We start from the raw sequence: 20,618 nt of genomic DNA on the forward strand, positions 1-20,618 counted from the left end.
TGCCGACGGCGAACGCCATCGGCCGCGGAGAGAACTTCGATTTGAGGGCGGTGAATGAAATCGGACATAAAGCCGGACTTATCATCGGATCGCAACCGAAGTCAGACGGCCCCCGCCGGAGCGTTACACAAAGCCCCCACTCCCGGTCAAAATTGCATGCCTGTTCACCGCGATTTGAGCCAAGCTCCAATACGGTATCTGAAGAAAATGTGGCAAGGACATCGTCAAGGCGAAACGGCTGGACAGAAAAATACGAACAACGCTTGATTGGAAGGCCGCAACCCCTCATTGTCAGACGAGGGTCTCATGGGCGGATCATCAAAAAATAACGTCGGGGCTTTTTAGGCAGTATGGCACCAAGTCAATCTTCGAAATCGAATACCTCCAACACCCTTAACCGTGCTTTGCGCCTGATGCGTTTGTTGTGCGAGACGCCTACGCCCCTCTCACTAACCAAGATCGCAAAGACACTTGAAGTGGACACCGGCAACCTTCATCGGTTGCTTCAATCCTTGCAGGACGAGGGATGGGTTGCGCGCGTGTACGATGGGGCTGAGTATACTGTCGGTCCTCTTTTGATGAATAATTTTGATCCTTGGCATCCCGTTCACAATTTTCGCCGAGAGAGTTATCCGTTTCTGAAACAGTTGCATGAACAGATCCGTGAAACATCCGCCTTGATCCTGTTTTTGGGCTCGCAGCGTGTTGTGATGGACGCCATTCATGGTCAGTTAACCCTAAGTTCGTATTACGATGTACAACTTTCGTCGCCGGTGCATGGGTCTGCGTCGGGCAAAATACTCCTCGCCAGCCTGCCAGCGGGCGTTACGAACGAAGTCCTTGGCAATGAGCCGTTTCAAAAACATACTGAGTTCACACCTACAACACGCGAAGAGCTTGACCGCCATTTGACCCAAATACGCGAAACCGGATATTGCATTTCGCGGGAAGAAGCCTTCAACGGTATTGTGGCGTACGGGGCCCCCATCCAGTATCGCGGACATGTTCTGGGCTGTCTGGTGTCCACGGCAGCCAGTGCAGATATCGCAGAAAGAGACGATGTATCTTTCGCTGCGAAACTGCGCGATGTTGCGAACTTGCTATCCGCTTCCGTGCCGTCCATCCATCAGATGAAGTTCTTCCTCACTGGATGAAATACGGTGTGAAATTCAACACCACCATCACGAACACAAGCAGCACGAGCGTCGTTCCAATGACGATCGTGGCGGCGCGCGGGCCGACCTTGAGGAAGCTCTCTAGACGCGTGCTCATGCCAAGTGCCCCAATGGCGATGATCAAACACCAGCGTGACGCTTCGACGAGAGCGAGCCGCAAACCTTCAGGCACGAGATTGAAGGAATTCGCCAACACCAGCGCAGCAAAAACGAAGGCAAAAATCGGCAGCGGTGTCTTATGACCCGCCTCGCCGTTCCGGCTTCGCATGAAGAATGCGAGACTCAGGACAACCGGCATCAGCATCATGACACGCATAAGCTTGATAACCGTGGCCGTGTCTCCGGCTTCATCGGATACCAGGTAGCCTGCACCGACAACCTGCGCGACATCATGGATCGTGGCGCCGAGGAAAATACCCGTAAGGCGGTCATCCAGTCCGAATTTTCCCGCAATCACGGGATAGAGCACCATTGCGATGGTGGAAAGCAAGGTTACCGACACAACGGTAAAAATCGTGTCCGTTTCCCTGTCCTTGCCCTGCGGCAGAACGGAGGAGATCGCCAGAGCAGCAGAGGCACCGCAAATACCAACGGCCCCACCCGCGAGAATTCCAAAGATCGAATCGCGCCCGACAAGCCGCGCCAGCAGGACGCCGGTGCCGATGGACAGACCGATAGCCGCGACAACCAAAAGGAGACTGGCCATCCCCAGATCGGTCACGTCGCTCAGAGAAATCCGGAGGCCAAGCAGTGCAACGCCAACCCTGAGAATACGTTTTGAGGCGAATTTAATCCCCGGCGCGGTCTTCGCCCCGTCATCGCTCAGAGACACGAGCGCCATACCCAGCAAGAGCGTCAATAGCATGAGAGGCCCGCCGTAATGGTCCGTGATGTAGCCAGCCGCAGCCGCAACGACCATGGCCAAAAGGATACCGGGCGCAAGCTCGGACACGACCGAGCCGCGCGACAAAAGCGCGATGGATTTCATGGGAGTTCACTTCAAGTTCAAAGGGTCTTTTGGCCCTCGTTGTCCATAGCGGCGAGGTCGCTCGAAAGGACGACCTCGCCAATAGTTCACGCCACAGCTTTTGACTGCGCAGCGGCCAGGGCCTGAGCTTCCTGTTCGACCGCGTCCTCCTGGCCTGCGACAACGCTGCGCTCTCCCAGTTTCATGATCAGGGCTCGGGCGTCGATGCCATATTTCTCGGCCGCGCGTTTTACCGGCAGGACATAGCCGCCGTAAACGTTGGCATAGCCCATCATGATCGAGTCATTGTCGATCACAGGCATGGGTTGCGGTGCCACAAGATCGGCAAAGACCTGTGCAGCATCGAGAATGCCCGGCAGATCAGTTTTGACATTGTGGCCGGCCCGCTTGAGCGCGGCGATCGTGGCCTCGGTCTGCGCATTGCCGGCCCCGCCGCCAAATCCCTTGAGGCTGCCGTCGATATAGGTTGCCCCCTCGTCGATGGCCGCGAGGATGTTGCCATTGGCCAGCCCGAGGTTGTTATGCGGGTGGAACCCGATCGGGATCGATACGGCATTGCGCACCGCGCGCACCCGTTCGGCCACCTCGGTGGGGACAAGGTGCCCCTGGCTCTCGGCGAGGTTCACATAGCTGGCACCATAGGATTCAAGCTTGCGCGCCTCGTCGGCGAGCGTCTTGGCATCCGCCATGCCGGCCGAAATCAGATATCCAACCGTCATCATACCCAGATCGGCGGCCTTGCGGATGTGCTGTTTGGTGGTGTCCGCTTCGGTTGAGTGGCTTGCGACACGGGCCACGCTGACGCCGACATCCTTGCATTCCTCAAGGTCACGGAAAATGCCGAAACCGGGCAACAGAAGCACCGCGATGCGGGCCTGCGTAACCGAGTCGCAGGCGGCCTTGATCAGGTTGATTGCAGGCTCGGGCGAGCGTCCGATATGCACCGTGCTGCCGCCGAGGCCATCGCCATGCCCCACCTCGATGATATCGACACCGGCGGCATCAAGCGCCGCCGCCGTCTTGGACACGATTTCCGACGTGAACTGGTGCTTGTAGGTATGGTTGCCGTCCCGCAGGGTGACGTCGACAAAGGTGATATCTGTCATTGATTTATCCTCTCATGTTCCGTGAAGTCAGGCTTTGACACCGACGAGGCGGCGCTGTGCCACAGCGACGGCCGCAGCGTTGATGATGTCGAGATTGCCGGCATAGGTCGGCAGGAAATCGCCTGCGCCTTCGACTTCGACCCCGATCATCACGTGATCGTCGCGGATGAACGGCTCAAGCACGATCCGGTAGCCGGGGACGTCTTTCTGGACGTCTGCCACGCGCTGCTCGACCGATTTGCGGATCGCTTCGATATCCACATCAGGACCGGTCACGCAATAGATGGTGTTGCGCATCAGGATCGACGGCTCAGCGGGATTGACGATGATAAGCGACTTGCCCTTGGCGGCACCGCCAACATCAGCCAGCGCGGTGCTGGTGGTGTGGGTGAATTCCTCGATATTGTCGCGCGTACCAGGCCCGATGCTCTTGGATGCCACGGTTGCCACGATCTCGGCATAGGAGACCGGCACAACCGATGTCACCGCATGCACGATCGGCACGGTCGCCTGTGCGGCACAGCTCAGCAGGTTCACGTTCATCACGTCGTCGTGCTGCGCAAGATTGACGGTCGGCACGATCGGCGCACCCACCTTGGCCGGGGTAAGGTCGATGGCAAAGATGCCGGCCTCTTCGTAGCGCGGGGCGTTCACACGGTGGACATAGGCCGAGGTGGCCTCGAACACGACGTCGATATTGCCATCCTCGAACACCGCTTCGGCCCCGTCGGTCGAGGTGGCGATGCCCATTTCGCGTGCTCGCGCCAGCCCTTCCGAGGCGGGGTCGATGCCCGCGAGAAGCACAACCTCGAAATCGGGCTTCTTGCTGAGCTTGTACATGAGGTCGGTGCCGATATTGCCGGAGCCGACGATGGCGGCGCGCACCTTGCGTCCGCCTTGTGTTTTATCAAGCATGATCTTGTTCCTTTCAGCTTGCAGATTTCAGGTCTCAGACCGGGACATGCAGCCCCGGATTCCAGATGATGGTGTCAAGAGCAACATGGCGGGAGGCAAGGCGCGGTGTCTCGCCCTCGTCAAAGCCGATCCGGTCGATGTAGAGGCCCGATGCGATAACCTTGGTCTCGCCACTCTCGGCGGTGTGGACGAGCAGCAGCGTGCTGGTCGCCTCGACGGTGTTGCCGTCGGCAGGTGTGATCCGCGCCTGCGACACGTGGCGACGCAACCCGCCACGCATACGAACGTGCCTGGGGATCATCGAGAACATCTCTTTCAGCTCTGTCACGACATGGTCCAGCCACACCATGTCGGTGCCGAGGTCGGGGCTGAAGGCCGTGACCTGGTAATGGAAATCATCAGAGCAGCAGCCGAGAAACGCGTCCCAGGCTTCACGGTCGAGGGACAACGCAACGTCAGCGAGAAGGTTGTGAACGGCATGGACCCGGTCGAATGTCATGGTCATTTTCTTGTTCTCCTTCACAACGCCGACGAGGCCGGGGCGAAATCGCGACCAAGCGGATTGGAGGCCGGGCGCCCCATCCTTTCGGACCAGACCCGGTAATAGGCGCGCATGATTTCATCATCCTGGCTCATCATGTTCTCATGCCGGGCAAAGATGCCCCAACGCCCCGCACGGCGCTTGTTGGCCTGCGCCACGGCATCGACAAAGATCACATCCTCGGAGAGGTTGCGCCCGAGCGGGCCCCAGAACTGGTTGTGGTGTTTCTGCCGGGTCCGGCGATCCTCGGCAGACTCGCCTTTGATGCCAAGGCCGCGTTGCTCAAGAATTGTGATGCCCGGTGCCACGGGAATGGTGGTGTCGATACGGATGACCGAGCCGCGTACGATGACAGTGGTGTTCGGGAACAGGTCCACGACCCGGAATTCACCCGGTGTAAGGCCCGGCAGTGTCAGGGCATCGCGTTTGTCCCAACCTTTGTAATTTGTATATTCAACTTTGAAGGGCGCAAGCCATCCGTGCCCGTTAGGGTGAACCGACCATTCCCGTTCATGGTATTTCTTTGCCATGATCGACGTGGTCCGGTTCACGACATGACCCCATTCATGGTAAAGTTCCATGTTGGTTTCTTGCCATTGCTTCCAGTTGCCGTTGACCTGCACTCGGTGCAGGTGGAACACTTCGAGCGCCTCTGTGCCCATCGGCTCTGTAAGCTGCTCGAGGGCATTGCCGACATGGGAGTCGAACTCCTCGGCCTCGTCATCCATGTTGACGAACACCATCCCCAAAGAGACAGCGCACTTCACCTCGCGCAGGCCCATGTTCCCCTTGGATACCGCGCTACATTGACTATATCCGTCAGGCTTGGTGATTTCGGTGCAGGCCCCCGTGCTGTCGAACCCCCACAGGTGGAAGAAACATGTCAGCACCTTGGCGTTGCCACGCGGTGCCGTCGCCACGAGCGAGGATCGGTGAGAACAGACGTTCAGAAAGGCCCGGACGACCCCGTCCATCCCGCGATGGATGAGGAGCGGCCACTCGGCATGGTTTACCGTGCGAAAATCACCTTTTTCCGGAAGCTCGCTCTCATGACACGCAAACTTCCACTGGCGGCGGAAGATGCGGTCGATCTCAAGGTCGAAGACCTCTTGTTCGACATAGATGTCCGAACTGACATAGTGATCGGCAGGGACCTGAGGTGCCGCTTCCCATTCTCGTGCGGTTCTTGACATCGTATTATCCTTTGCGGTTCTTGACATCGTATTATCCTTTGCGATCTCGGATTTAGAGCATGTTGCTCAAAAGTGGGACCCGGTTTTGAGCTTCTCGAACATGCGAAATCAATAGGTTAGAGCATGTCGCATGAATGCGAATGAACGCGATATGCTCTAACCGGCGGGTCACTTCGTCGGCTGCAACAGCATGGTCGTCCAAGGGCTGACCGTGATGAACAGCCAGGCGAGCAAGAGCGGCACAAGCATGATCAGGATCGCGCGCATCACCTGCCCGAACGGCACCTTGCAGACCGCCGACACCACAAAGAGGTTGAGCCCATAGGGCGGCGTCACAAACCCGATCGCCGTGCCGACGACAAACACCACGCCCCAGTGGATCGGGTCGATCCCGAAGCCCGCAGCAACGGGCGCGAGGATCGGTCCGAGGATGAGCACGACAGCCACGGATTCCGTCAACGCCCCCACCATGAGGATCAACAGCAGCATCAGGGTAATCGCGGCTGTCACACCAAAATTTGCCCCGATCGAGCTGAGCAAGGATTGAACAGCCTGCGCTGCGTCAAGCACACCGAGAACCTGCTGGAACTGGGTTGAAAAGGCGACGAGGGGAACGATGAGGCCAGTCACGGCGGCACTGCGCATCATGATCGAGGGCACGTTTTTCACCTTGATCTGACGCGTGATGATCAATCCGGCGAACAGACAGAAGAGAGCCACGATCCCGGCCGCCTCAGTCGGGCTGAACAGACCGTCATAGACGCCAAAGAAGATCAGGCCGATCGCAATAAAGCCAAGCCACGCCTGCGCGCCAGTCTTGCCAATGGTCTTGGGGCTGAAACCGCGCAGCCCGACGCCCGGTTCGGTTTTGCGGGCGAGGAACATGACGGTCACAAGCATGGACAGAACGAGGATGAGCCCCGGAATGATACCCCCGATGAACAGGTCGATCGTCGAGACGTTCATCGTGACGCCGTAGACCACAAAGATCACGCTCGGGGGAATGATGACGCCTACAATCCCGCCCGAGGCCACGATGGCAGCGACAAGGGGTTTTTTCATCCCAGTCTGAGTCATTTCCTCATTCAACATGCGCCCAACGGTTGCTGCTGTGGCAGAGTTCGAGCCGCTCACAGCCGCGAACATGCCGCTCGACACGACCGAGGCGGCCGCCGTTCGACCCGGGAAAACTGCGGTGAGGCTTCGGGCAAAGTCGATCAGGCGTTTCGAGATGCCGCCCTCTGTCAGGAAATCCCCCGTGGCAATGAAGAGAGGCACGGCAAGGAACACGAAACTGGTGATCGTGTCGATCGCTCCAATTCCGACATTGCTGAGCGACAGATCCGCGACAAAATACGATGTGGCGACAACCCAGCTTATCATGATGAGCAAGATGGGTGTTCCAGTGACGAAGAGGAATATCGCGCCGAGACTTATGAGGGTGAGTAACATTTTTCTGCTTCCTTACACGAGCTCTCGGACAACGTGATCCGCGTGGAAATCTTCATGCCGCCAGATGATCCGGTAGAGCCGTTGCAGGATACGCAACATGCTGAATCCCCAGCCTGCGGGCACGGCGAGGCTACCAACCGCGACCGGGATGCTGGTGCCGAAAATCTTCTGGTTGAACATCAACTGACGCTCGATCAGGCCCCAGGTCGTGTAGATCACGATGATCCCCGCCCCGATCCATAGAAGGCAGTCGAATATCTCGAAGGCACGGCGCAGCTTCAGAGGCATGCGTTCCCGAAACTCGGTGAATGACAGATGCGTGTCATTGTGGATATTGTGCGCCATAGCGAACCAGGCCAGCCAGACGAAGGCATAGAGCGCCACATCCGGGCCGGCGAGCCAGTTCGATTGAAAGAAAACACGCCGCAACGTCTCAAAGCCGATAATCGCCATAAGAACGCTATAGGCGGCAATCATCACAAAGCTTTCAACCCGCGTGACGATGAGATCGGAACGCTCGTAGAATGATGGCTTGGTATCAGGCATAAGCGCTTCTTTCGTCATGTCATATGCGGACGAATCTTCAGGCATGTCCGTCCCTCCCTGCATAATGTTTGGATCGGTGCCGGCCTGTGAGACCGGCACCTTTCTTGCGATCGGAAGGGATCAGCTCCACCAGCGCTGCGGCGTATGTGGCTTGCCGTTGTGCTTGGCGGCCGCTTGCTTCATCGCGCCGAAGGTGTCGGTGCCCGACACCCCGTCGAGCATCTTGCGCGCGCCAGACCAAATGTCCGCATTCGCCTCGACATCGGCGACTTCGTGATACTCGGCAAGCTGGGCCTCGGATAGTTGTGCGAGTTTCACGCCAGCCTGTTGATAGGCTGCATCGGGCGCAGGGGTTGCACCATTGCCGATGACCTTGTTTTTAGCTTCCTCAACGCCGTCATAACCCAACTGCATCGCCTCATAGGACGCCTCAAGAATGACCTCCTGCAAGTTCGTGGGCAGCTTGCCGAAGGTTTTGCGAGACATGAAGAACAGTTCGCAGCCGACACAGAACTCAAGCGGCACATCATGCGACAGCACGTTGTGCATCCCGAACCCGGTCGCAGCGCCGGGCCAGGTTTCCGCACCGTCCACAACGCCAGATTTCAGCCCTTCGAGCGTTTCTGTCCAAGCCAGCGGAATCGGTTGGGCACCGATGCTCTTGACAAAGTTCGCGATCATGACCGAGTTCGTGATCCGGATCTTGGCATTCGCGAAATCCGCCCGGCTGGTGATCGCGTCCTCGCCGGAATAGCGCATTCCAAGGAACAGATTGCGCATCTCCCCCGACACCCAGAGAGGCTCGATCCCGTAGGCCTTTCGAAGGACATCGCGATAGATTTCGTTCGAGTCCTTGGAATAGAGGAAATTGATATAACCCTCGCGTCCTTGCCACAGGAACGGAAAATCCATCGCGATGGTATAGGGCAGAACACCGCCAAGGTTTTGGGGCGAGGCGTTGCCCATGTCGATCACGCCAGACAGAACCCGATCACCGCAGGTCGGTTCGGCGCAGGATTGGCTCGCGTCAATCACCTGGAATTCCAGCTCGCCATCAGACATCTTTTCCGCCTTGTCGACAAAATCATAGAGCGCCGTAGCCAAATGCGGCTCGTTGCTCTTGCTGATGATGCCCGCACCGAAGCGGATCTTGTATTTGCCTTCGCTGGCGCGGGCCTGGCTGGCCAGAAACTCCGTGCCGGGCAAGATGCCCGTCGTGCCGGCGAGAACGGTCGCACCAAGCGCCGCCTTCAACCCGTAGGTTCCGGAAATCTCCAGAAACTGACGCCGTGAGTATTTGGATTTCATCGCGTTTCCTCCCTAAGTGGACATTTTAGTCACTTGACCAAGTTTCTTGGTCTTCTTGCACTGTCGGCCATTCTCCGCGCGCCGCTCCTCTTCGGAACGCGGGTCACGACCGACAGAACCTCATAGACCGGTGACAAACACCTTTCCGTCATCGACCTTCACGTCAAAGAACTTCAGGTCCTCCTCCGCTTCTTGTTCGATCTCGCCTGTCTGTACGTTCCACTGCCACAGATGCGAGTGGCAGGTGAGCAAACAGCCATCGAAAATTCCCTCTTCCAGCAGCACCTCCTGATGCGGGCAGATGCCGTCACAGGCCTTGATCTCGCCTTCGGCGTTGAGGATCAGAACACGCCGACCTTCGACTTCAAAACCCTTCATTTCGCCCGGTTCGACCTCGGACACTTCACAAACGTATTTCACTGGGTTCACCTGTTAGCTGAATTTGTCGTAACGAATGTTCGAGGGGGGCATCTTGCCCTCCACAAGAAGCATCCTCTGTGCGCCATCTACCGCCGGCGGCGGACCTGCGAGATACGCGCGCAGGTTATTGAATCGGCCCTTTAATCCTTTGGCTGCCACCTCGTGCACGAAGCCTTCGGCGAAACCGAGGTTCGGGAAACGTTCCTGCTGCGCCGGATCGACCGCTTCGTTAGAATAGGCCACGGTGATCGAAAGCTTGTTTCCACCGCGTTCAGACAGTGTATCAAGCTCTTCAAGCCAGAACGCATCCTTCGGAGTTCGCACGCCAAAGAACAGTGCGCCGCGGTATTGCTTGAAATAGCCCTCCTCGACACCACGCTCTATTATGGCCCGCATCCCGGCCACACCACTGCCCCCGGCGATACAGGCGATATTCATTCCCAGATCCGGTGAGAATGTTGCCCGCCCAAAGGGGCCAACGATCTGTAGCTCGTCGCCGATCAGGGCATTGCCCTTTGCAAAAATCCACTCTGACCATCCGCCTCCGGGGAAGCGTTTGATGACGAACGAAAGCGATGATCCATCCGGGGCGTAACGGGTCATCGAATACCCGCGCGGCCCCTTGATACCGGCATGTTCGAGCGTCACGAACTGACCGGCGAGATAACGCAGCGGCGCATCTGGCACGACCGTAAATTCGATGACATCCGGTGTGAGCTGGCGTAGTTCGGTGATCCGACCAGACACCCTGTCTGCGGTCGCCGACACCTGATCGGCGGAATAGACATACCCCTTTGCCACGATCTCACAATCGCCAATCGCCTTGCATTGGCACATCAGGCGCGCATTGGTATCATCGCCCCGGCCGGGGGCCTCGGGCCAGACATCCGCGACCTCGCCGGCAACCAGCTGAACCCGGCAGGAGCCACAGGTTCCCGTCGCGCATTCATAGGGCGCATGAAGCCCGGCGCGTAGCGCGGCCTGTAGCAAACTTTCGCCGCTATCTGCGGCGAAAGTCCAGTCGTGGTTCTTTGCTTTGAGTGTGACTTGCATCTGGTGCAACTCAGAACGGAATGTGGTAACCGGCACCGAGGCTGCGAGAGTCGAGACGAACCTCACGCTCCAGCAGCTTCGGCTCGTCACCGCTCATGTCGATGCGATCGGTATACTTGCCCACACCGAAAATCTGCGCCTCGCCACCGTCAAGCAGCACGCGGTAAACTTGCAGATCCGAGCGCACCGTCACTTCGTCCTTGCCATTGACCGACGTCACTTCGCGAACACTGATATGCCGCTTGATCGGGTTGCGGTCGCGATTCTGTTTCGGCAGAAGATCGAGCAAGGTCTTCATGTGCTCGTAGTCTTTTTCCAGCCAGGTCATGTCCCGGCGGATTTCGGGGCTGTAGACACGGATCGCATATTGATACTCGGGGGCGCAGAGCGCCAGATAAGCGCCAAAATCTTCCTGGTCCATCGTATCGCAACTGGCGGAGATCAATTCGCGCGCCGCTTTTTCGACCTCATAGGTAACTTTCATCTTTTTCTCCTGGATATTCTGGGTTCGGTTCGATCGGTCCGCGATGTATCAATACTTTTCGCGGACCGACCAAGGCCTGGATTATTCCGCCGCGCGCGGCTGATTGTGGTAAGGGTCAGACGGGTCGCGCCCCACAAGCTCCTGCCAGCGTTCAAGGAAATGGCGCATCCCCACCTCGTCATGAATCTTGTTACCTTCAAGCCGCGCCTGCAGAATGTAAGGCGCGTCCGTGCGATCAGAGAGTGCGAGGCCCTGGCCGTAGGTGCCGAGCAGGTCTTCGGGCAGGTTGCGACCGAACGGGCCCCAGATGCTGTTGTGATCCCGGATGCGAATAGCGCGTTCCTCGGGGGTGTCCGATTTGAGGCCAAGCCCCCGAAACTCCACCAGAACCTTGTTGTGCCCAAGCGGAATTGCGGTGTCGAGACGCATCGAGGGGGCGCGGATGTTGAACGTGATGCCGGGGAAGAGATCGACCAGCGCCCAGCGTCCCGGTGCCAGACCCGGCCAACCCAGTTCACGCTTCTCGTGACCCTTGAAGGATTCGTATTTGAGCTGCATGTCGGTCACCTGCGCATGTCCGCCCTCGAAGGTGCGATACTCGCGGTCCCAGTAGCCCGGGTGCATCATGCCGGTGATCCGGTTATGATAATGCATGTAGTCGTGGTAGAACTCGCTGTTAGTGTCGTGCCACATCTTGAAGTTGCCGTCGATAACGGCGCGATGATAATGGAACACCTCCAGCGGCTCGGTCAGCGTGTCGCCGATGGCCTCGAGCGATCCGCCCAGCCATTCCTTGAGGCTCGGCGCATTTTCGTCCATGTTGACCCAAACGAAACCGCCATAGCCAACCTCGACCTTGACGCCACGAAGTCCGTAATCGCCTTTCTTGACGCGCTCCTGATAGCCTTCTGCACAGCGCGGAATGTCGACACAGTCCCCCTTGGCGTCAAACGCCCAGGCATGGAAGAGACAGGTGATGCGCTTCGGGCCGCCGGAAGGCGACGCGCCCTTGATGCTGCCAGAGGGCTCATAGATCAGCAGGTTGCCACGATGCGGGCAGATATTGAGCATGGCGTTGATGGTATTGTCCTCATCACGCACGAGGATGATGTTGTGCCCGCCCGGATGCTGATAGGTGCGGAAGTCATAGGGCTCCGGCATTTCGCTCTCATGGCAAGCGACAAGCCAGGATTTGTCAAAAATACGCTCCTGCTCCTCCCGAAAGATCTCGGGATCAGTATAGATGCGCGGGTCGACAATCAGGTTCGAGTCGAGATTGGGACGCTGGCGCCACTCTTCAGCCGTTCGTGCCATCAATAGTTCCTTTCGTGACAGAGGGGTGCTTCTCGCAACAAGTGATAACAAGCAGATCACATTTTGCAACAAAATTTTTTGTCATAATTATAGATACTAGCTCGCTCTCGGACAAACCATTGGAAAAATGAAGCTTTCATCATGCGGATTCGTGACGGTATAGATTGCTTTTTCAGATCCAGAGCACGATGAGTGTACGAACGATTCGCCTGGACTGTATGCGCGAAGTGACGCCTGTCACGCGACCGGCAATCCATGCCTGGCAGTGACCGCCTGTTGGCCGAAAACTACGTTAAATCAAATATCTAATTGTGAAAAATTTGTGTGTGGAGCCTCAAAAAGGCCGACTGATCGCAGCGGTAGTGTAGAGTAACCCTGCATCCGACCTGACCGCAGTCGTGGAAATACGGATGTTGCGATGGTGCTCACAGCCCAAGCTGAGCGGGGCGCTGCATGATGCATTTGATCCAGATCAAAGACGGCCAAAACATACAAGATTTATTGTTTTTGAAGGCATCTCTGTTGGAAAGGAAACGTCAATGTTTGGCTGGCTCAAGCGCATGGATCGTCACTCGGAACTGTTCACGCACATGGCGACGGCTGTGAACGCCGATCTTGGTAAAACGACCGGATTGAGTTCGGGCGGTGCGGACTCTCTGCGCAGCCTCATGATCCGCTGTAGCGATTGCAAGAATGCAGACACCTGCGGTGAGTGGTTAACGGCGCATCAAACCGGAGCGACGTCAGCCCCCGCGTTTTGCCTCAACCGGGACGCCCTTGCCCAACTGAGTAAACCCGAAAAAGAAAGTTGAACTACCGCAGCTTGATCAAAAGCTTACAGGCCGTTGATGGCGCAGTCCAGGCCGAGAGCTGCCGGATGGTCTTCTCGGGATTGCCCTCGGCCTGCTCCTTGCCCATCCTCGCCCGACACCAGCACGATCCGGCCTGCAGCTTTGTCGCAAACTTTCTGTCCGACTTTCACCGTGCTTTCACCGTGTCGAGCTTTTCGCTATGCCCGCTGCGGCAGGGTAGCAGAATGTCGGAGGACGGGGTGATCAGATTCAAGGGCAGCCATTATCCGAAGCATGTCATCCTCTACGCGGTGTATTTTATGTCCGGTACGCCGTCTCCTGCCGCGATCTCGAAGAGATCCTAGCCGAGCGCGGGGTGCAAATCGACCACGCTACCCTGAACCGCTGGGTGGTGCAATACGCCCCGCTCATCGCGCAGGGCTCCGAACTCATGTGACAGTGACAAGCGAGGATTTTTCTGAATCTCTGCGGCGGCACGACCATGGAGCCGCCGATGACCCTTTTGACCGAGACCCTTCCGCGCCGCTCGCGCCTGGCCGCGTTGCTAGATCACTTTTCTGTGGTCGAGGACCCGCGCGATGAGCGGCGGATTTTGCATCCGCTGCCGGAGATCCTGCTTCTGGTGGTCTGCGGGACCATCGCCGATTGCGACGATTACGAGGACATTGCGGCTTGGGGTGCCACGCATATCGGCTTTCTGCGCAAGCACTTGCCCTATGCGCATAGCGTTCCGGGCGAGCGCTGGCTGACGATCCTGATGAACCGCATCAACCCCGCGCTCTTCGCTGCGGCCTTCGAGGGCTGCCCGGGAACACCTCGTCGAGCGCCTTCCAGAACCCATGGCCCCGTCACCGACAGCGATCTCGGGTGGCACTTTGAGGCCGCGGGCCTTGATGTCGACCAAGAGCTCGCGCCAGCTCTGCGCGCTCTCGCGAACGCCGACCTGGAAGCCGACGAGCTCCTTCTTCCCGGTCACGTCCCTCAAATCTGCATGGCGTGGCCAGATCACCGGTGCGGGCCTCGGCACCCGGCTGGGCAACTCGATCCGCCTCGCCAGCTTCCCCAAATCCGGCGACAGCCTGAACGCGGCGGCGCTGGTCTGGTCAAATGCCCCGGTGATCATCGGCGCGCATGACACGGGGCCGCTGATCCGCTCAAAAAACGGGTTCTGGCTGGCGATCCCCACTCCGGCTGCAGGCAAGAGCAGTAAAGGCGGCCGCATCACGCCCGGTGAATGGGAGCGCCGCACCGGGCTGCGGCTGCGGTTTGTTTTCCGTCGTCGCAGGCCGAGCTTGCTGGTCGCGGAAGGGCGGTTGAACACCAAGGGGCGCGCGGTGGCGTCCAGATCGAAAACCGGGCGCGGGCTGACCACAGTGCCGATCTTCCTGCTGGTGCCGCAGGTCAAGCTGCGCAAGCGGCTGGATCTGGCGCGGGATGCGGAGCGGGCGGCAGATGGTGTGCCGGGGTTGATCGTGGCCAAGTGGGTTGAGGGGAAGGTGTGATCGCCTCTTCCCGTCAGTAGCCAGCCTCGCGCTGATGACGCACGGCCAAGACCACCGCCGTTTCGCCATCAAACCGATAAAGCGACACATAGCCGCTATCGCCAAAGGTGATGAACCACTCGCGAAATTCCGGCTCCATGTCCTCGACCGGCCGCCCGGCACCCGGTTGATCGCGCAGGATGTTCATGCCCTCGCGGATCGACTTGGCCGCGCGCCGGGCGGCATCGGGGTTCTTGTCGGCGAGGAAACGGTAAAGCCGTTCGACATCCCTCAGCGCGGCGGGCGACCAGATCAGTCGTGGCATTCAGGTGCTGCCGCCTCTTCGCCTGCTTCCAGCTTGGCAAGCCAGGCATCGGCTTCGTCATGCGTGATGTGCTTGCCCGTCGCTTGAAACTCCTCCCAAGCCTGCAACCCGGCCTGGCGAAACGCCTCGCGTTTCTCTTCGCGCTCGACGAACTGCGCTATCGCCTCGCGCAGCATCCAATGCGTGGAGCGGTCCTTGGCATCCGCCAACCGCTTGAGGCGGTCGCGGGTGTCCTGATCGAGCTTTACGGCAATGGGGCGGACGGCGTTCATGGGTGCTGCTCCGGGTGAGTATTCATGGGTATTACCTTTAACATATCTTCGATCACAGCAGAAGTCACAATTCAGGAAGTGCGCCGTCATGCCCACCCCTCGTGAAACCGTCCTCGCCGCGCTGCAGGCGCGGCTTCAGTCCCTTGCCGCCCTCACCCTACGCGACGAGGTGCTGCCCGAGCGGATCCCTGCGGCGGGCTTGATCATCCTGCGGGATGGCCAGCCGGGCGAGCCCGAGGTGACGCTGTCGCCCTTGCGCTACCATTATCAGCATCGGGCCGAGTTGGAGGTGGTCGTCCAGGCATCCAACAGCCGCGCCACGGCCTTCGACACCCTGATCGCCGCCATCGGCGTGGCGCTGGAATCCGACCGCACGCTGCGCGGCCTCTGCGACTGGGTCGAACCCGAAGCCCCGGCCTCGGTCGATCTGCCCATCGAGGGCGCGGCGGCGCTGAAAGCGGCGGTGATCACCGTCATTTTGCACTACACCACCACCGGCCCTCTGGCCTGACCATCCCAACAACAGGAGACCCCCATGGCACGTGCGCAAGGCGCGCGGGCGCAGATGGCGCTCGGCTTTGAGACAGTTTACGGCACCCCGCCGGTTGGGGGCTTCACCAGAATGCCGTTTGCCAGCACCTCGCTGGGATCGGAACAGCCGCTGCTGAACTCCGAAGTGCTGGGCTATGGCCGCGATCCGCTGGCCCCGGTCAAGGACGCGGTGACGGCCGATGGCGATGTTGTGGTGCCGATCGATGCCGCGGGATTCGGGTTCTGGCTGAAGGCCGCGTTCGGCGATCCGGTGACTACCGGGATTGGCCCATGGACCCACGAGTTCCGGTCCGGGTCCTGGACGCTGCCCTCGATGTCGATCGAGACCGCCATGCCCGAGGTGCCGCGCTATGCGATGTATTCCGGCTGCGTGCTGGATCAGCTGAGCTGGCAGGTGCAGCGCTCGGGCCTGCTGACGGCCACCGCGCGGCTGGTGGCGCAGGGTGAAGTCATCGCCACGACGACCAGCGCGGGCACGCCTTCAGAATTGGGTTTGAAGCGGTTTGGCCATTTCAACGGCGCAATCAGCCGCAACGGCGCGGCGCTGGGCAATGTCGTCTCGGCCGAGATCGTTCACGCCAACAACCTCGACCGGATCGAGACCATTCGAAGCGACGGCAGGATCGACGGAGCCGACCCGTCAATCGCAGCCCTCACCGGCCGGATCGAGGTGCGCTTTGCCGACAGCACGCTGGTGAGCCAGGCCATCAACGGCGATCCCGCCGAGATCAGCTTCGCCTATGTGCTCCCCTCGGGCGAGAGCTTCACCTTCACTGTGCACGCCGTCTATTTGCCCCGCCCCCGGATCGAGATTTCCGGACCGCAGGGCGTGCAGGCCACCTTCGACTGGCAGGCCGCGCGCGACACCGTGGTTGGCCGCATGTGCACCGCAACCCTGATCAATGATGTGGAGACCTATTGATGATCCGCCTGAACCTGACCGCAAGCCCCGAATGGCTGGACCTCGCCCCGGGCCTGCGCCTGCTGGTTGCCCCCCTGACCACCGCGCTAATGGTCTCGGCCCGCGCCGATGCTGCCGTCGAGGCCCTGCCCCTAGATGCCAGTCAGGAAGACCTGGCACTGGCCATGGCCAAAGCCGTCGCCCGCCGTGCGGTGCTGGATTGGGAAGGTGTGGGCGATGACGCAGGCAATCCCGTGCCGGTCAGCCCTGAGGGCATCGGCGCGCTTCTGGAGATCTGGCCGGTTTTTGAGGCGTTCCAGACCGCCTATGTCGCGCGGGGTCTCATTCTGGACGCGGAAAAAAACGCCTCCGCGCCCTTGCCGACTGGTCCTTCGGCGGAGGCGACCGATACTGCGCCGCCTGTTCCGGCCCCTGCCCCGACTGCCCCGCAAGACTGAACCGGCCCCACAGCTTCGACGGCTGGCAGATCTGGGACCTCGTCGGCCGCCTTGGTGGGCAGTTGCGTGTGGCTCCCGGCGCGGTCTTGGGCTGGGACATGGGCGCGGCCCTCGCGATGGCGCAGGCGCTGGGCATCGACGCCCTGATCGCCGCCGAACTGCTGCCCGAGATCGAGGCGGTGATGGTGCGCAAACTGAACGAAGAGATGGAAGGAGGCCGCGATGGCTGAAAAGCGTGTGTCCGTCCGCCTCGTGGCGGAGGGCGGCCGTCAGGTGCGTGCGGAACTGGAGGGCGTGGGCGCGGCTGGGGCGCGGGGTTTTGGCCGTCTCAGCCGCGAGATGGATCTGGCCAATGCGCGCGTCGCCGCCTTTGCCCGCCGCGCCACGCTGGCTGCGGCCGCCGCCGGGGCCGCGATGATCCGCCGGGGCTGCAAACGGTGGATGCGCAGGCCAAGCTCGCGGCCTCGCTCGGCACGACGGTGGCCAGCATTCAGGTGCTGGAACGCGCAGGCGATCTGGCGGGCGTGTCGATGGGTCAGGTCGAACAGGCCACCGTGCAGCTGACGCGGCGGCTGTCTCAGGCGGCGGCGGGGACCGGCCCCGCCGTGGAGGCCCTGCGCCGCCTGCGGCTCTCGGCCGAGGATCTGCAACGCCTGCCGCTGGATCAACGCATCGCCACCATTCAGGAGGCGCTGGGCCAGTTTGTCCCCGAGGCCGAGCGCGCCGCTGTCGCCTCGCAGCTCTTCGGCGACCGGGCAGCGCTGGTGTTCACCCGGATCGACACGGCGACGCTGCGGCAAGCGACGGCGGATGTGCAGGATTTCGGGGTGGTGGTCTCGGAGGCTGACGCCAGCCAGATCCAGCGCACCAATGATGCGATCTCCCGGCTGGGGCTGATCTGGCGCGGGGTCTCGAACCAGCTGGCGGTGGCGGCGGCCCCGGCGCTGGACGCGGTGGCCAATGCGCTGGCCGCTGTCGCGCGCACCACCGGGCCACTGGGGATCGCGATCAAGGCGCTTTTCGACAATATCGGGCGGCTGGCGTCCATTGCCGCGACCTTTGCGGGCCTCATGGCCGGGCGCTGGGTGGCCGGGCTGGCAGCGGCGGCGCTGTCGGTACGCGGGCTGGCCACGGCACTGGTTGTCCTGCGCGGGGCGCTGATCCGCACCGGGATCGGCGCGCTGATTGTGGGCGCGGGCGAGCTGGTGTTCCAGTTCACAAGGCTGGTCGCGGGCGCGGGCGGCGTGGGCGAGGCGTTCCGGCTGCTGGGTGATCTGGCCCGGGAGGTCTGGTCGCGGATGGGGCTTTCGCTCGACGCCGCGTTTGCCAACATGGCGGCGGGCTGGGAGGAGCTGAAGGCGTCCAGTCTTTCAGCACTTGAGGGCACCATCGCGGGCGTGGTGAGCTTCGGCGACCGGACGGCGGCGATCTTTCAGGGGGCTTTTGATGCCGCTGTCGCAATCTGGGGCGGACTGCCCGGCGCCATCGGTGATTTCGCCTTCCAGGCTGCGAACGGGCTGATCTCCGGCGTCGAGGCGATGCTGAACGGCGTCGTCACCCGCATCAACCGCTTCATCGAAAGCTTGAACGCGGCGCTGGCGCTGCTGCCGGAATGGGCGACCGGCGAGGGCGGTGTGCGGATTGGCACGCTGGATCCTGTCGGATTGGGTCGGATCGGCAACCCGTTTGAAGGTGCCGCGACAGCGGCGGGCACTGCGGCAGCCGATGCCTTCTCTGCCGCCCTGTCACGCAGCTTCCTGGCCCCCCCCGACCTTGGCCTCGGCGCGATGGCGGATGACGCCCGCGCCCGCGCCGATGGGTTTCGCGACGCGGCGGGCATGCTGGCCGATGCTGCCGGTCGGCCACTCGCCAGTTTGCAGGCGCTGCGCGATGCCATGACCGGCAGCGGGGCGGAGGCCGAGGCCGAACTGGCCGGGGCCGCAGCCGCAGCAGCCGCGCTGGGCGAGGAGCTTGATGACACTGGCGGTGCGGCAGGTCGCGCCGGGGCGGCTGGTCGCGCAGCCGGGACCGCGACCGCTGAGGGCGCAAAAACCGCCCTGACCGGCTGGGCCGCCGTCACCGCCACGCTGGCCGACTTTGCCGCCAAGGCCCGCGACGTTGGTGGGGACATAGGCCAGGCACTGGTCGAGGCCTTCACCTCAGCCGAGAATGCCGTGGGCAATTTCGTCAAGACTGGCAAGCTCGATTTCGGCGATCTGGTCTCCTCGATGATCGCCGATCTGGCCAAACTGGCGGCGCGGCGATTTATCCTCGGACCCATAGCCAATGCGCTCTCCAGCGCGCTGGGCGGCGCGGGCGGTTTGTTCGCCAGCATCCTGCACGCGGGCGGCGTCGTCGGTGCCCCAGGCCCCGGTCGCATGGTCCCAGCGCTGGCCTTTGCCAATGCGCCGCGCATGCACGCGGGTGGCTTTGCCGGATATGAGCCGGGCCAGAAAATGCTCCGGGGGAGCATTTTCCCGGCGATTGGCCCGGACGAGGTTCCGGCGATCCTGCAACGCGGCGAACGGGTGCTGTCGCGTCGAGAGGCGGCTGGCTTTGGCCAGGGCCAGTCGTCTGCGCCCGCCGTCAATGTCACGATCAACGCGCGTGACGCCGACAGCTTCCGGCAGTCCAGAACACAGATCGCCGCCGACATTGCCCGCGCGGTGTCACTCGGCCAGAGGGGCATATGATGGCGTTTCACGAGGTGCGCTTTCCCGACAACATCAGCCGTGGCGCGCGTGGCGGGCCGGAACGGCGCACGCAGGTGGTGGAACTGGCCAGCGGCGACGAAGAGCGCAATGCCAGCTGGGCCAATTCGCGCCGCCGTTATGATGTGGCCTACGGCATCCGCCGCGCTGACGATCTGGCGGCAGTGGTGGCCTTCTTCGAGGAGAGAGGCGGCCGCCTGCACGGGTTTCGCTTCAAGGATTGGGCGGACTATAAATCCAGCCTGCCGTCGCAGCCGGTCGCCCCAACCGATCAGTTGATCGGCACCGGCAATGGGGCCGTCACCAGCTTCGCCCTTCTGAAGCACTACGCTTCCGGCGCGCAAAGCTGGACCCGCGCCATTGCCAAACCGGTCGCGGGGAGCGTTCGCATTGCCCTGAACGGCGTCGAGCAGATGTCGGGCTGGAGCGTTGGTCTCACCACCGGCAACATCACCTTCACCACCGCCCCCGGCGCGGGCGTCGCGATCACGGCGGGCTACGAGTTCGATGTGCCGGTGCGGTTTGATTCCGACACGCTGGATGTGACCCTCGATATCGAGCGGCTCGGATCGATCACCTCCATCCCGCTCATCGAGATCCGGCGGTGAAGA

The 20,618-nt window shown here is 61.0% G+C and carries 21 protein-coding genes and 5 pseudogenes; 11 read left to right on the plus strand and 15 right to left on the minus strand.

The annotated features are described in order from the left end of the window. Positions 1-350: 350 nt before the first annotated feature. On the plus strand, positions 351-1,154 hold the full coding sequence (locus tag KAK09_RS16810) for an IclR family transcriptional regulator (RefSeq protein ID WP_210880099.1): 804 nt from the start codon (positions 351-353) through the stop codon (positions 1,152-1,154). Here KAK09_RS16810 and KAK09_RS16815 read toward each other — a convergent pair. The 12 genes from KAK09_RS16815 to KAK09_RS16870 form a co-directional block, all read right to left on the minus strand. After that, on the minus strand, positions 1,144-2,163 hold the full coding sequence (locus KAK09_RS16815; RefSeq protein ID WP_210880100.1) for a YeiH family protein: 1,020 nt from the start codon (positions 2,161-2,163) through the stop codon (positions 1,144-1,146). The genes KAK09_RS16810 and KAK09_RS16815 overlap by 11 nt on opposite strands. Positions 2,164-2,249: 86 nt before the next feature. Continuing rightward, the gene (gene dmpG / locus KAK09_RS16820) at positions 2,250-3,269 is read right to left on the minus strand and encodes a 4-hydroxy-2-oxovalerate aldolase (RefSeq protein ID WP_210880101.1); all 1,020 of its coding nucleotides are present in this window, start codon (positions 3,267-3,269) and stop codon (positions 2,250-2,252) included. Between the two features lie 27 nt (positions 3,270-3,296). Beyond that, entirely contained in the window at positions 3,297-4,184 is an 888-nt protein-coding gene (locus KAK09_RS16825; RefSeq protein ID WP_210880102.1) for an acetaldehyde dehydrogenase (acetylating), read from the minus strand. 34 nt (positions 4,185-4,218) lie between these two features. Further along, positions 4,219-4,689, minus strand: a complete 471-nt coding sequence (locus KAK09_RS16830) for a nuclear transport factor 2 family protein (protein WP_210880103.1) — start codon at positions 4,687-4,689, stop codon at positions 4,219-4,221. A gap of 14 nt (positions 4,690-4,703) precedes the next feature. After that, positions 4,704-5,918, minus strand: a complete 1,215-nt coding sequence (locus tag KAK09_RS16835) for an aromatic ring-hydroxylating oxygenase subunit alpha (RefSeq protein WP_210880104.1) — start codon at positions 5,916-5,918, stop codon at positions 4,704-4,706. Positions 5,919-6,086: 168 nt separating this feature from the next. Then, positions 6,087-7,370 (minus strand): TRAP transporter large permease, encoded by a 1,284-nt coding sequence (locus KAK09_RS16840; protein ID WP_210880105.1) that lies wholly within the window; start codon positions 7,368-7,370, stop codon positions 6,087-6,089. A 12-nt stretch (positions 7,371-7,382) separates the two neighbouring features. Continuing rightward, on the minus strand, positions 7,383-7,916 hold the full coding sequence (locus KAK09_RS16845) for a TRAP transporter small permease (protein WP_210880106.1): 534 nt from the start codon (positions 7,914-7,916) through the stop codon (positions 7,383-7,385). Positions 7,917-8,036: 120 nt separating this feature from the next. Beyond that, entirely contained in the window at positions 8,037-9,170 is a 1,134-nt protein-coding gene (locus KAK09_RS16850; RefSeq protein WP_210880107.1) for a TRAP transporter substrate-binding protein, read from the minus strand. Positions 9,171-9,344: 174 nt separating this feature from the next. Further along, complete coding sequence (locus KAK09_RS16855) at positions 9,345-9,626, minus strand: Rieske 2Fe-2S domain-containing protein (protein WP_210880108.1); 282 nt, start codon at positions 9,624-9,626, stop codon at positions 9,345-9,347. 30 nt (positions 9,627-9,656) lie between these two features. Beyond that, on the minus strand, positions 9,657-10,697 hold the full coding sequence (locus tag KAK09_RS16860) for a 2Fe-2S iron-sulfur cluster-binding protein (RefSeq protein WP_210880109.1): 1,041 nt from the start codon (positions 10,695-10,697) through the stop codon (positions 9,657-9,659). 10 nt (positions 10,698-10,707) lie between these two features. Then, entirely contained in the window at positions 10,708-11,181 is a 474-nt protein-coding gene (locus tag KAK09_RS16865) for an aromatic-ring-hydroxylating dioxygenase subunit beta (RefSeq protein ID WP_210880110.1), read from the minus strand. Between the two features lie 81 nt (positions 11,182-11,262). After that, positions 11,263-12,495, minus strand: coding sequence for an aromatic ring-hydroxylating oxygenase subunit alpha (locus tag KAK09_RS16870; RefSeq protein ID WP_210880111.1), 1,233 nt, complete (start codon positions 12,493-12,495; stop codon positions 11,263-11,265). A 539-nt stretch (positions 12,496-13,034) separates the two neighbouring features. On the opposite strand from KAK09_RS16870, the gene KAK09_RS16875 reads away from it, so the two are divergent. The 3 genes and pseudogenes from KAK09_RS16875 to KAK09_RS16885 all read left to right on the plus strand — a co-directional run. Further along, positions 13,035-13,307 carry a DUF6455 family protein gene (locus KAK09_RS16875; protein ID WP_210880112.1) on the plus strand — a complete coding sequence of 91 codons (273 nt, stop codon included), beginning with the start codon at positions 13,035-13,037 and terminating at the stop codon, positions 13,305-13,307. Between the two features lie 239 nt (positions 13,308-13,546). Continuing rightward, positions 13,547-13,722: pseudogene (locus tag KAK09_RS16880) on the plus strand (IS6 family transposase); the annotation flags it as partial. A gap of 78 nt (positions 13,723-13,800) precedes the next feature. Next, positions 13,801-14,103, plus strand: a pseudogene (locus KAK09_RS16885) (transposase family protein); the annotation flags it as partial. 4 nt (positions 14,104-14,107) lie between these two features. Here the strand turns inward: KAK09_RS16885 and KAK09_RS16890 are convergent. Continuing rightward, positions 14,108-14,277: pseudogene (locus KAK09_RS16890) on the minus strand (transposase); the annotation flags it as partial. A 4-nt stretch (positions 14,278-14,281) separates the two neighbouring features. Here KAK09_RS16890 and KAK09_RS16895 point away from each other — a divergent pair. Then, positions 14,282-14,809: pseudogene (locus tag KAK09_RS16895) on the plus strand (DUF6441 family protein); the annotation flags it as partial. Positions 14,810-14,822: 13 nt separating this feature from the next. On the opposite strand, the gene KAK09_RS16900 reads toward KAK09_RS16895, so the two are convergent. Further along, complete coding sequence (locus KAK09_RS16900) at positions 14,823-15,113, minus strand: type II toxin-antitoxin system RelE/ParE family toxin (RefSeq protein ID WP_210880113.1); 291 nt, start codon at positions 15,111-15,113, stop codon at positions 14,823-14,825. Then, complete coding sequence (locus tag KAK09_RS16905; protein WP_210880114.1) at positions 15,101-15,385, minus strand: CopG family ribbon-helix-helix protein; 285 nt, start codon at positions 15,383-15,385, stop codon at positions 15,101-15,103. The genes KAK09_RS16900 and KAK09_RS16905 overlap by 13 nt, the downstream gene beginning before the upstream one ends. 88 nt (positions 15,386-15,473) lie before the next feature. On the opposite strand from KAK09_RS16905, the gene KAK09_RS16910 reads away from it, so the two are divergent. The 6 genes and pseudogenes from KAK09_RS16910 (at position 15,474) to KAK09_RS16930 (ending at position 20,615) form a co-directional block, all read left to right on the plus strand. After that, positions 15,474-15,896 (plus strand): acyl-CoA transferase, encoded by a 423-nt coding sequence (locus KAK09_RS16910; protein ID WP_210880115.1) that lies wholly within the window; start codon positions 15,474-15,476, stop codon positions 15,894-15,896. A gap of 24 nt (positions 15,897-15,920) precedes the next feature. Then, positions 15,921-16,859, plus strand: a complete 939-nt coding sequence (locus KAK09_RS16915) for a phage tail tube protein (RefSeq protein WP_210880116.1) — start codon at positions 15,921-15,923, stop codon at positions 16,857-16,859. After that, positions 16,859-17,296, plus strand: a complete 438-nt coding sequence (locus KAK09_RS16920) for a hypothetical protein (RefSeq protein WP_210880117.1) — start codon at positions 16,859-16,861, stop codon at positions 17,294-17,296. The genes KAK09_RS16915 and KAK09_RS16920 overlap by 1 nt, the downstream gene beginning before the upstream one ends. Positions 17,297-17,364: 68 nt before the next feature. Next, on the plus strand, positions 17,365-17,526 hold the full coding sequence (locus tag KAK09_RS19040) for a DUF7697 family protein (RefSeq protein ID WP_418895544.1): 162 nt from the start codon (positions 17,365-17,367) through the stop codon (positions 17,524-17,526). Continuing rightward, positions 17,519-19,989, plus strand: a pseudogene (locus KAK09_RS16925) (phage tail tape measure C-terminal domain-containing protein). The gene KAK09_RS19040 and the pseudogene KAK09_RS16925 overlap by 8 nt, the downstream one beginning before the upstream one ends. Beyond that, complete coding sequence (locus KAK09_RS16930) at positions 19,989-20,615, plus strand: phage distal tail protein, Rcc01695 family (protein ID WP_210880118.1); 627 nt, start codon at positions 19,989-19,991, stop codon at positions 20,613-20,615. Before KAK09_RS16925 ends, KAK09_RS16930 begins: the two are co-directional and overlap by 1 nt. The last annotated feature ends 3 nt before the right edge of the window (positions 20,616-20,618 follow it).

Origin of the sequence: Roseovarius autotrophicus, assembly GCF_018069895.1 — a bacterium.
Classification (GTDB): Bacteria; Pseudomonadota; Alphaproteobacteria; order Rhodobacterales; family Rhodobacteraceae; genus Roseovarius; species Roseovarius autotrophicus.

Excerpts from the sequence above, each read along its gene's own strand:
- KAK09_RS16810 (WP_210880099.1), top strand. The coding sequence starts at position 351 with ATGGCACCAAGTCAATCTTCGAAATCGAATACCTCCAACACCCTTAAC.
- KAK09_RS16815 (WP_210880100.1), bottom strand. The coding sequence starts at position 2,163 with ATGAAATCCATCGCGCTTTTGTCGCGCGGCTCGGTCGTGTCCGAGCTT.
- dmpG (WP_210880101.1), bottom strand. The coding sequence starts at position 3,269 with ATGACAGATATCACCTTTGTCGACGTCACCCTGCGGGACGGCAACCAT.
- KAK09_RS16825 (WP_210880102.1), bottom strand. The coding sequence starts at position 4,184 with ATGCTTGATAAAACACAAGGCGGACGCAAGGTGCGCGCCGCCATCGTC.
- KAK09_RS16830 (WP_210880103.1), bottom strand. The coding sequence starts at position 4,689 with ATGACCATGACATTCGACCGGGTCCATGCCGTTCACAACCTTCTCGCT.
- KAK09_RS16835 (WP_210880104.1), bottom strand. The coding sequence starts at position 5,918 with ATGTCAAGAACCGCACGAGAATGGGAAGCGGCACCTCAGGTCCCTGCC.
- KAK09_RS16840 (WP_210880105.1), bottom strand. The coding sequence starts at position 7,370 with ATGTTACTCACCCTCATAAGTCTCGGCGCGATATTCCTCTTCGTCACT.
- KAK09_RS16845 (WP_210880106.1), bottom strand. The coding sequence starts at position 7,916 with ATGCCTGATACCAAGCCATCATTCTACGAGCGTTCCGATCTCATCGTC.
- KAK09_RS16860 (WP_210880109.1), bottom strand. The coding sequence starts at position 10,697 with ATGCAAGTCACACTCAAAGCAAAGAACCACGACTGGACTTTCGCCGCA.
- KAK09_RS16865 (WP_210880110.1), bottom strand. The coding sequence starts at position 11,181 with ATGAAAGTTACCTATGAGGTCGAAAAAGCGGCGCGCGAATTGATCTCC.
- KAK09_RS16870 (WP_210880111.1), bottom strand. The coding sequence starts at position 12,495 with ATGGCACGAACGGCTGAAGAGTGGCGCCAGCGTCCCAATCTCGACTCG.
- KAK09_RS16875 (WP_210880112.1), top strand. The coding sequence starts at position 13,035 with ATGTTTGGCTGGCTCAAGCGCATGGATCGTCACTCGGAACTGTTCACG.
- KAK09_RS16900 (WP_210880113.1), bottom strand. The coding sequence starts at position 15,113 with ATGCCACGACTGATCTGGTCGCCCGCCGCGCTGAGGGATGTCGAACGG.
- KAK09_RS16905 (WP_210880114.1), bottom strand. The coding sequence starts at position 15,385 with ATGAACGCCGTCCGCCCCATTGCCGTAAAGCTCGATCAGGACACCCGC.
- KAK09_RS16910 (WP_210880115.1), top strand. The coding sequence starts at position 15,474 with ATGCCCACCCCTCGTGAAACCGTCCTCGCCGCGCTGCAGGCGCGGCTT.
- KAK09_RS16915 (WP_210880116.1), top strand. The coding sequence starts at position 15,921 with ATGGCACGTGCGCAAGGCGCGCGGGCGCAGATGGCGCTCGGCTTTGAG.
- KAK09_RS16920 (WP_210880117.1), top strand. The coding sequence starts at position 16,859 with ATGATCCGCCTGAACCTGACCGCAAGCCCCGAATGGCTGGACCTCGCC.
- KAK09_RS16930 (WP_210880118.1), top strand. The coding sequence starts at position 19,989 with ATGGCGTTTCACGAGGTGCGCTTTCCCGACAACATCAGCCGTGGCGCG.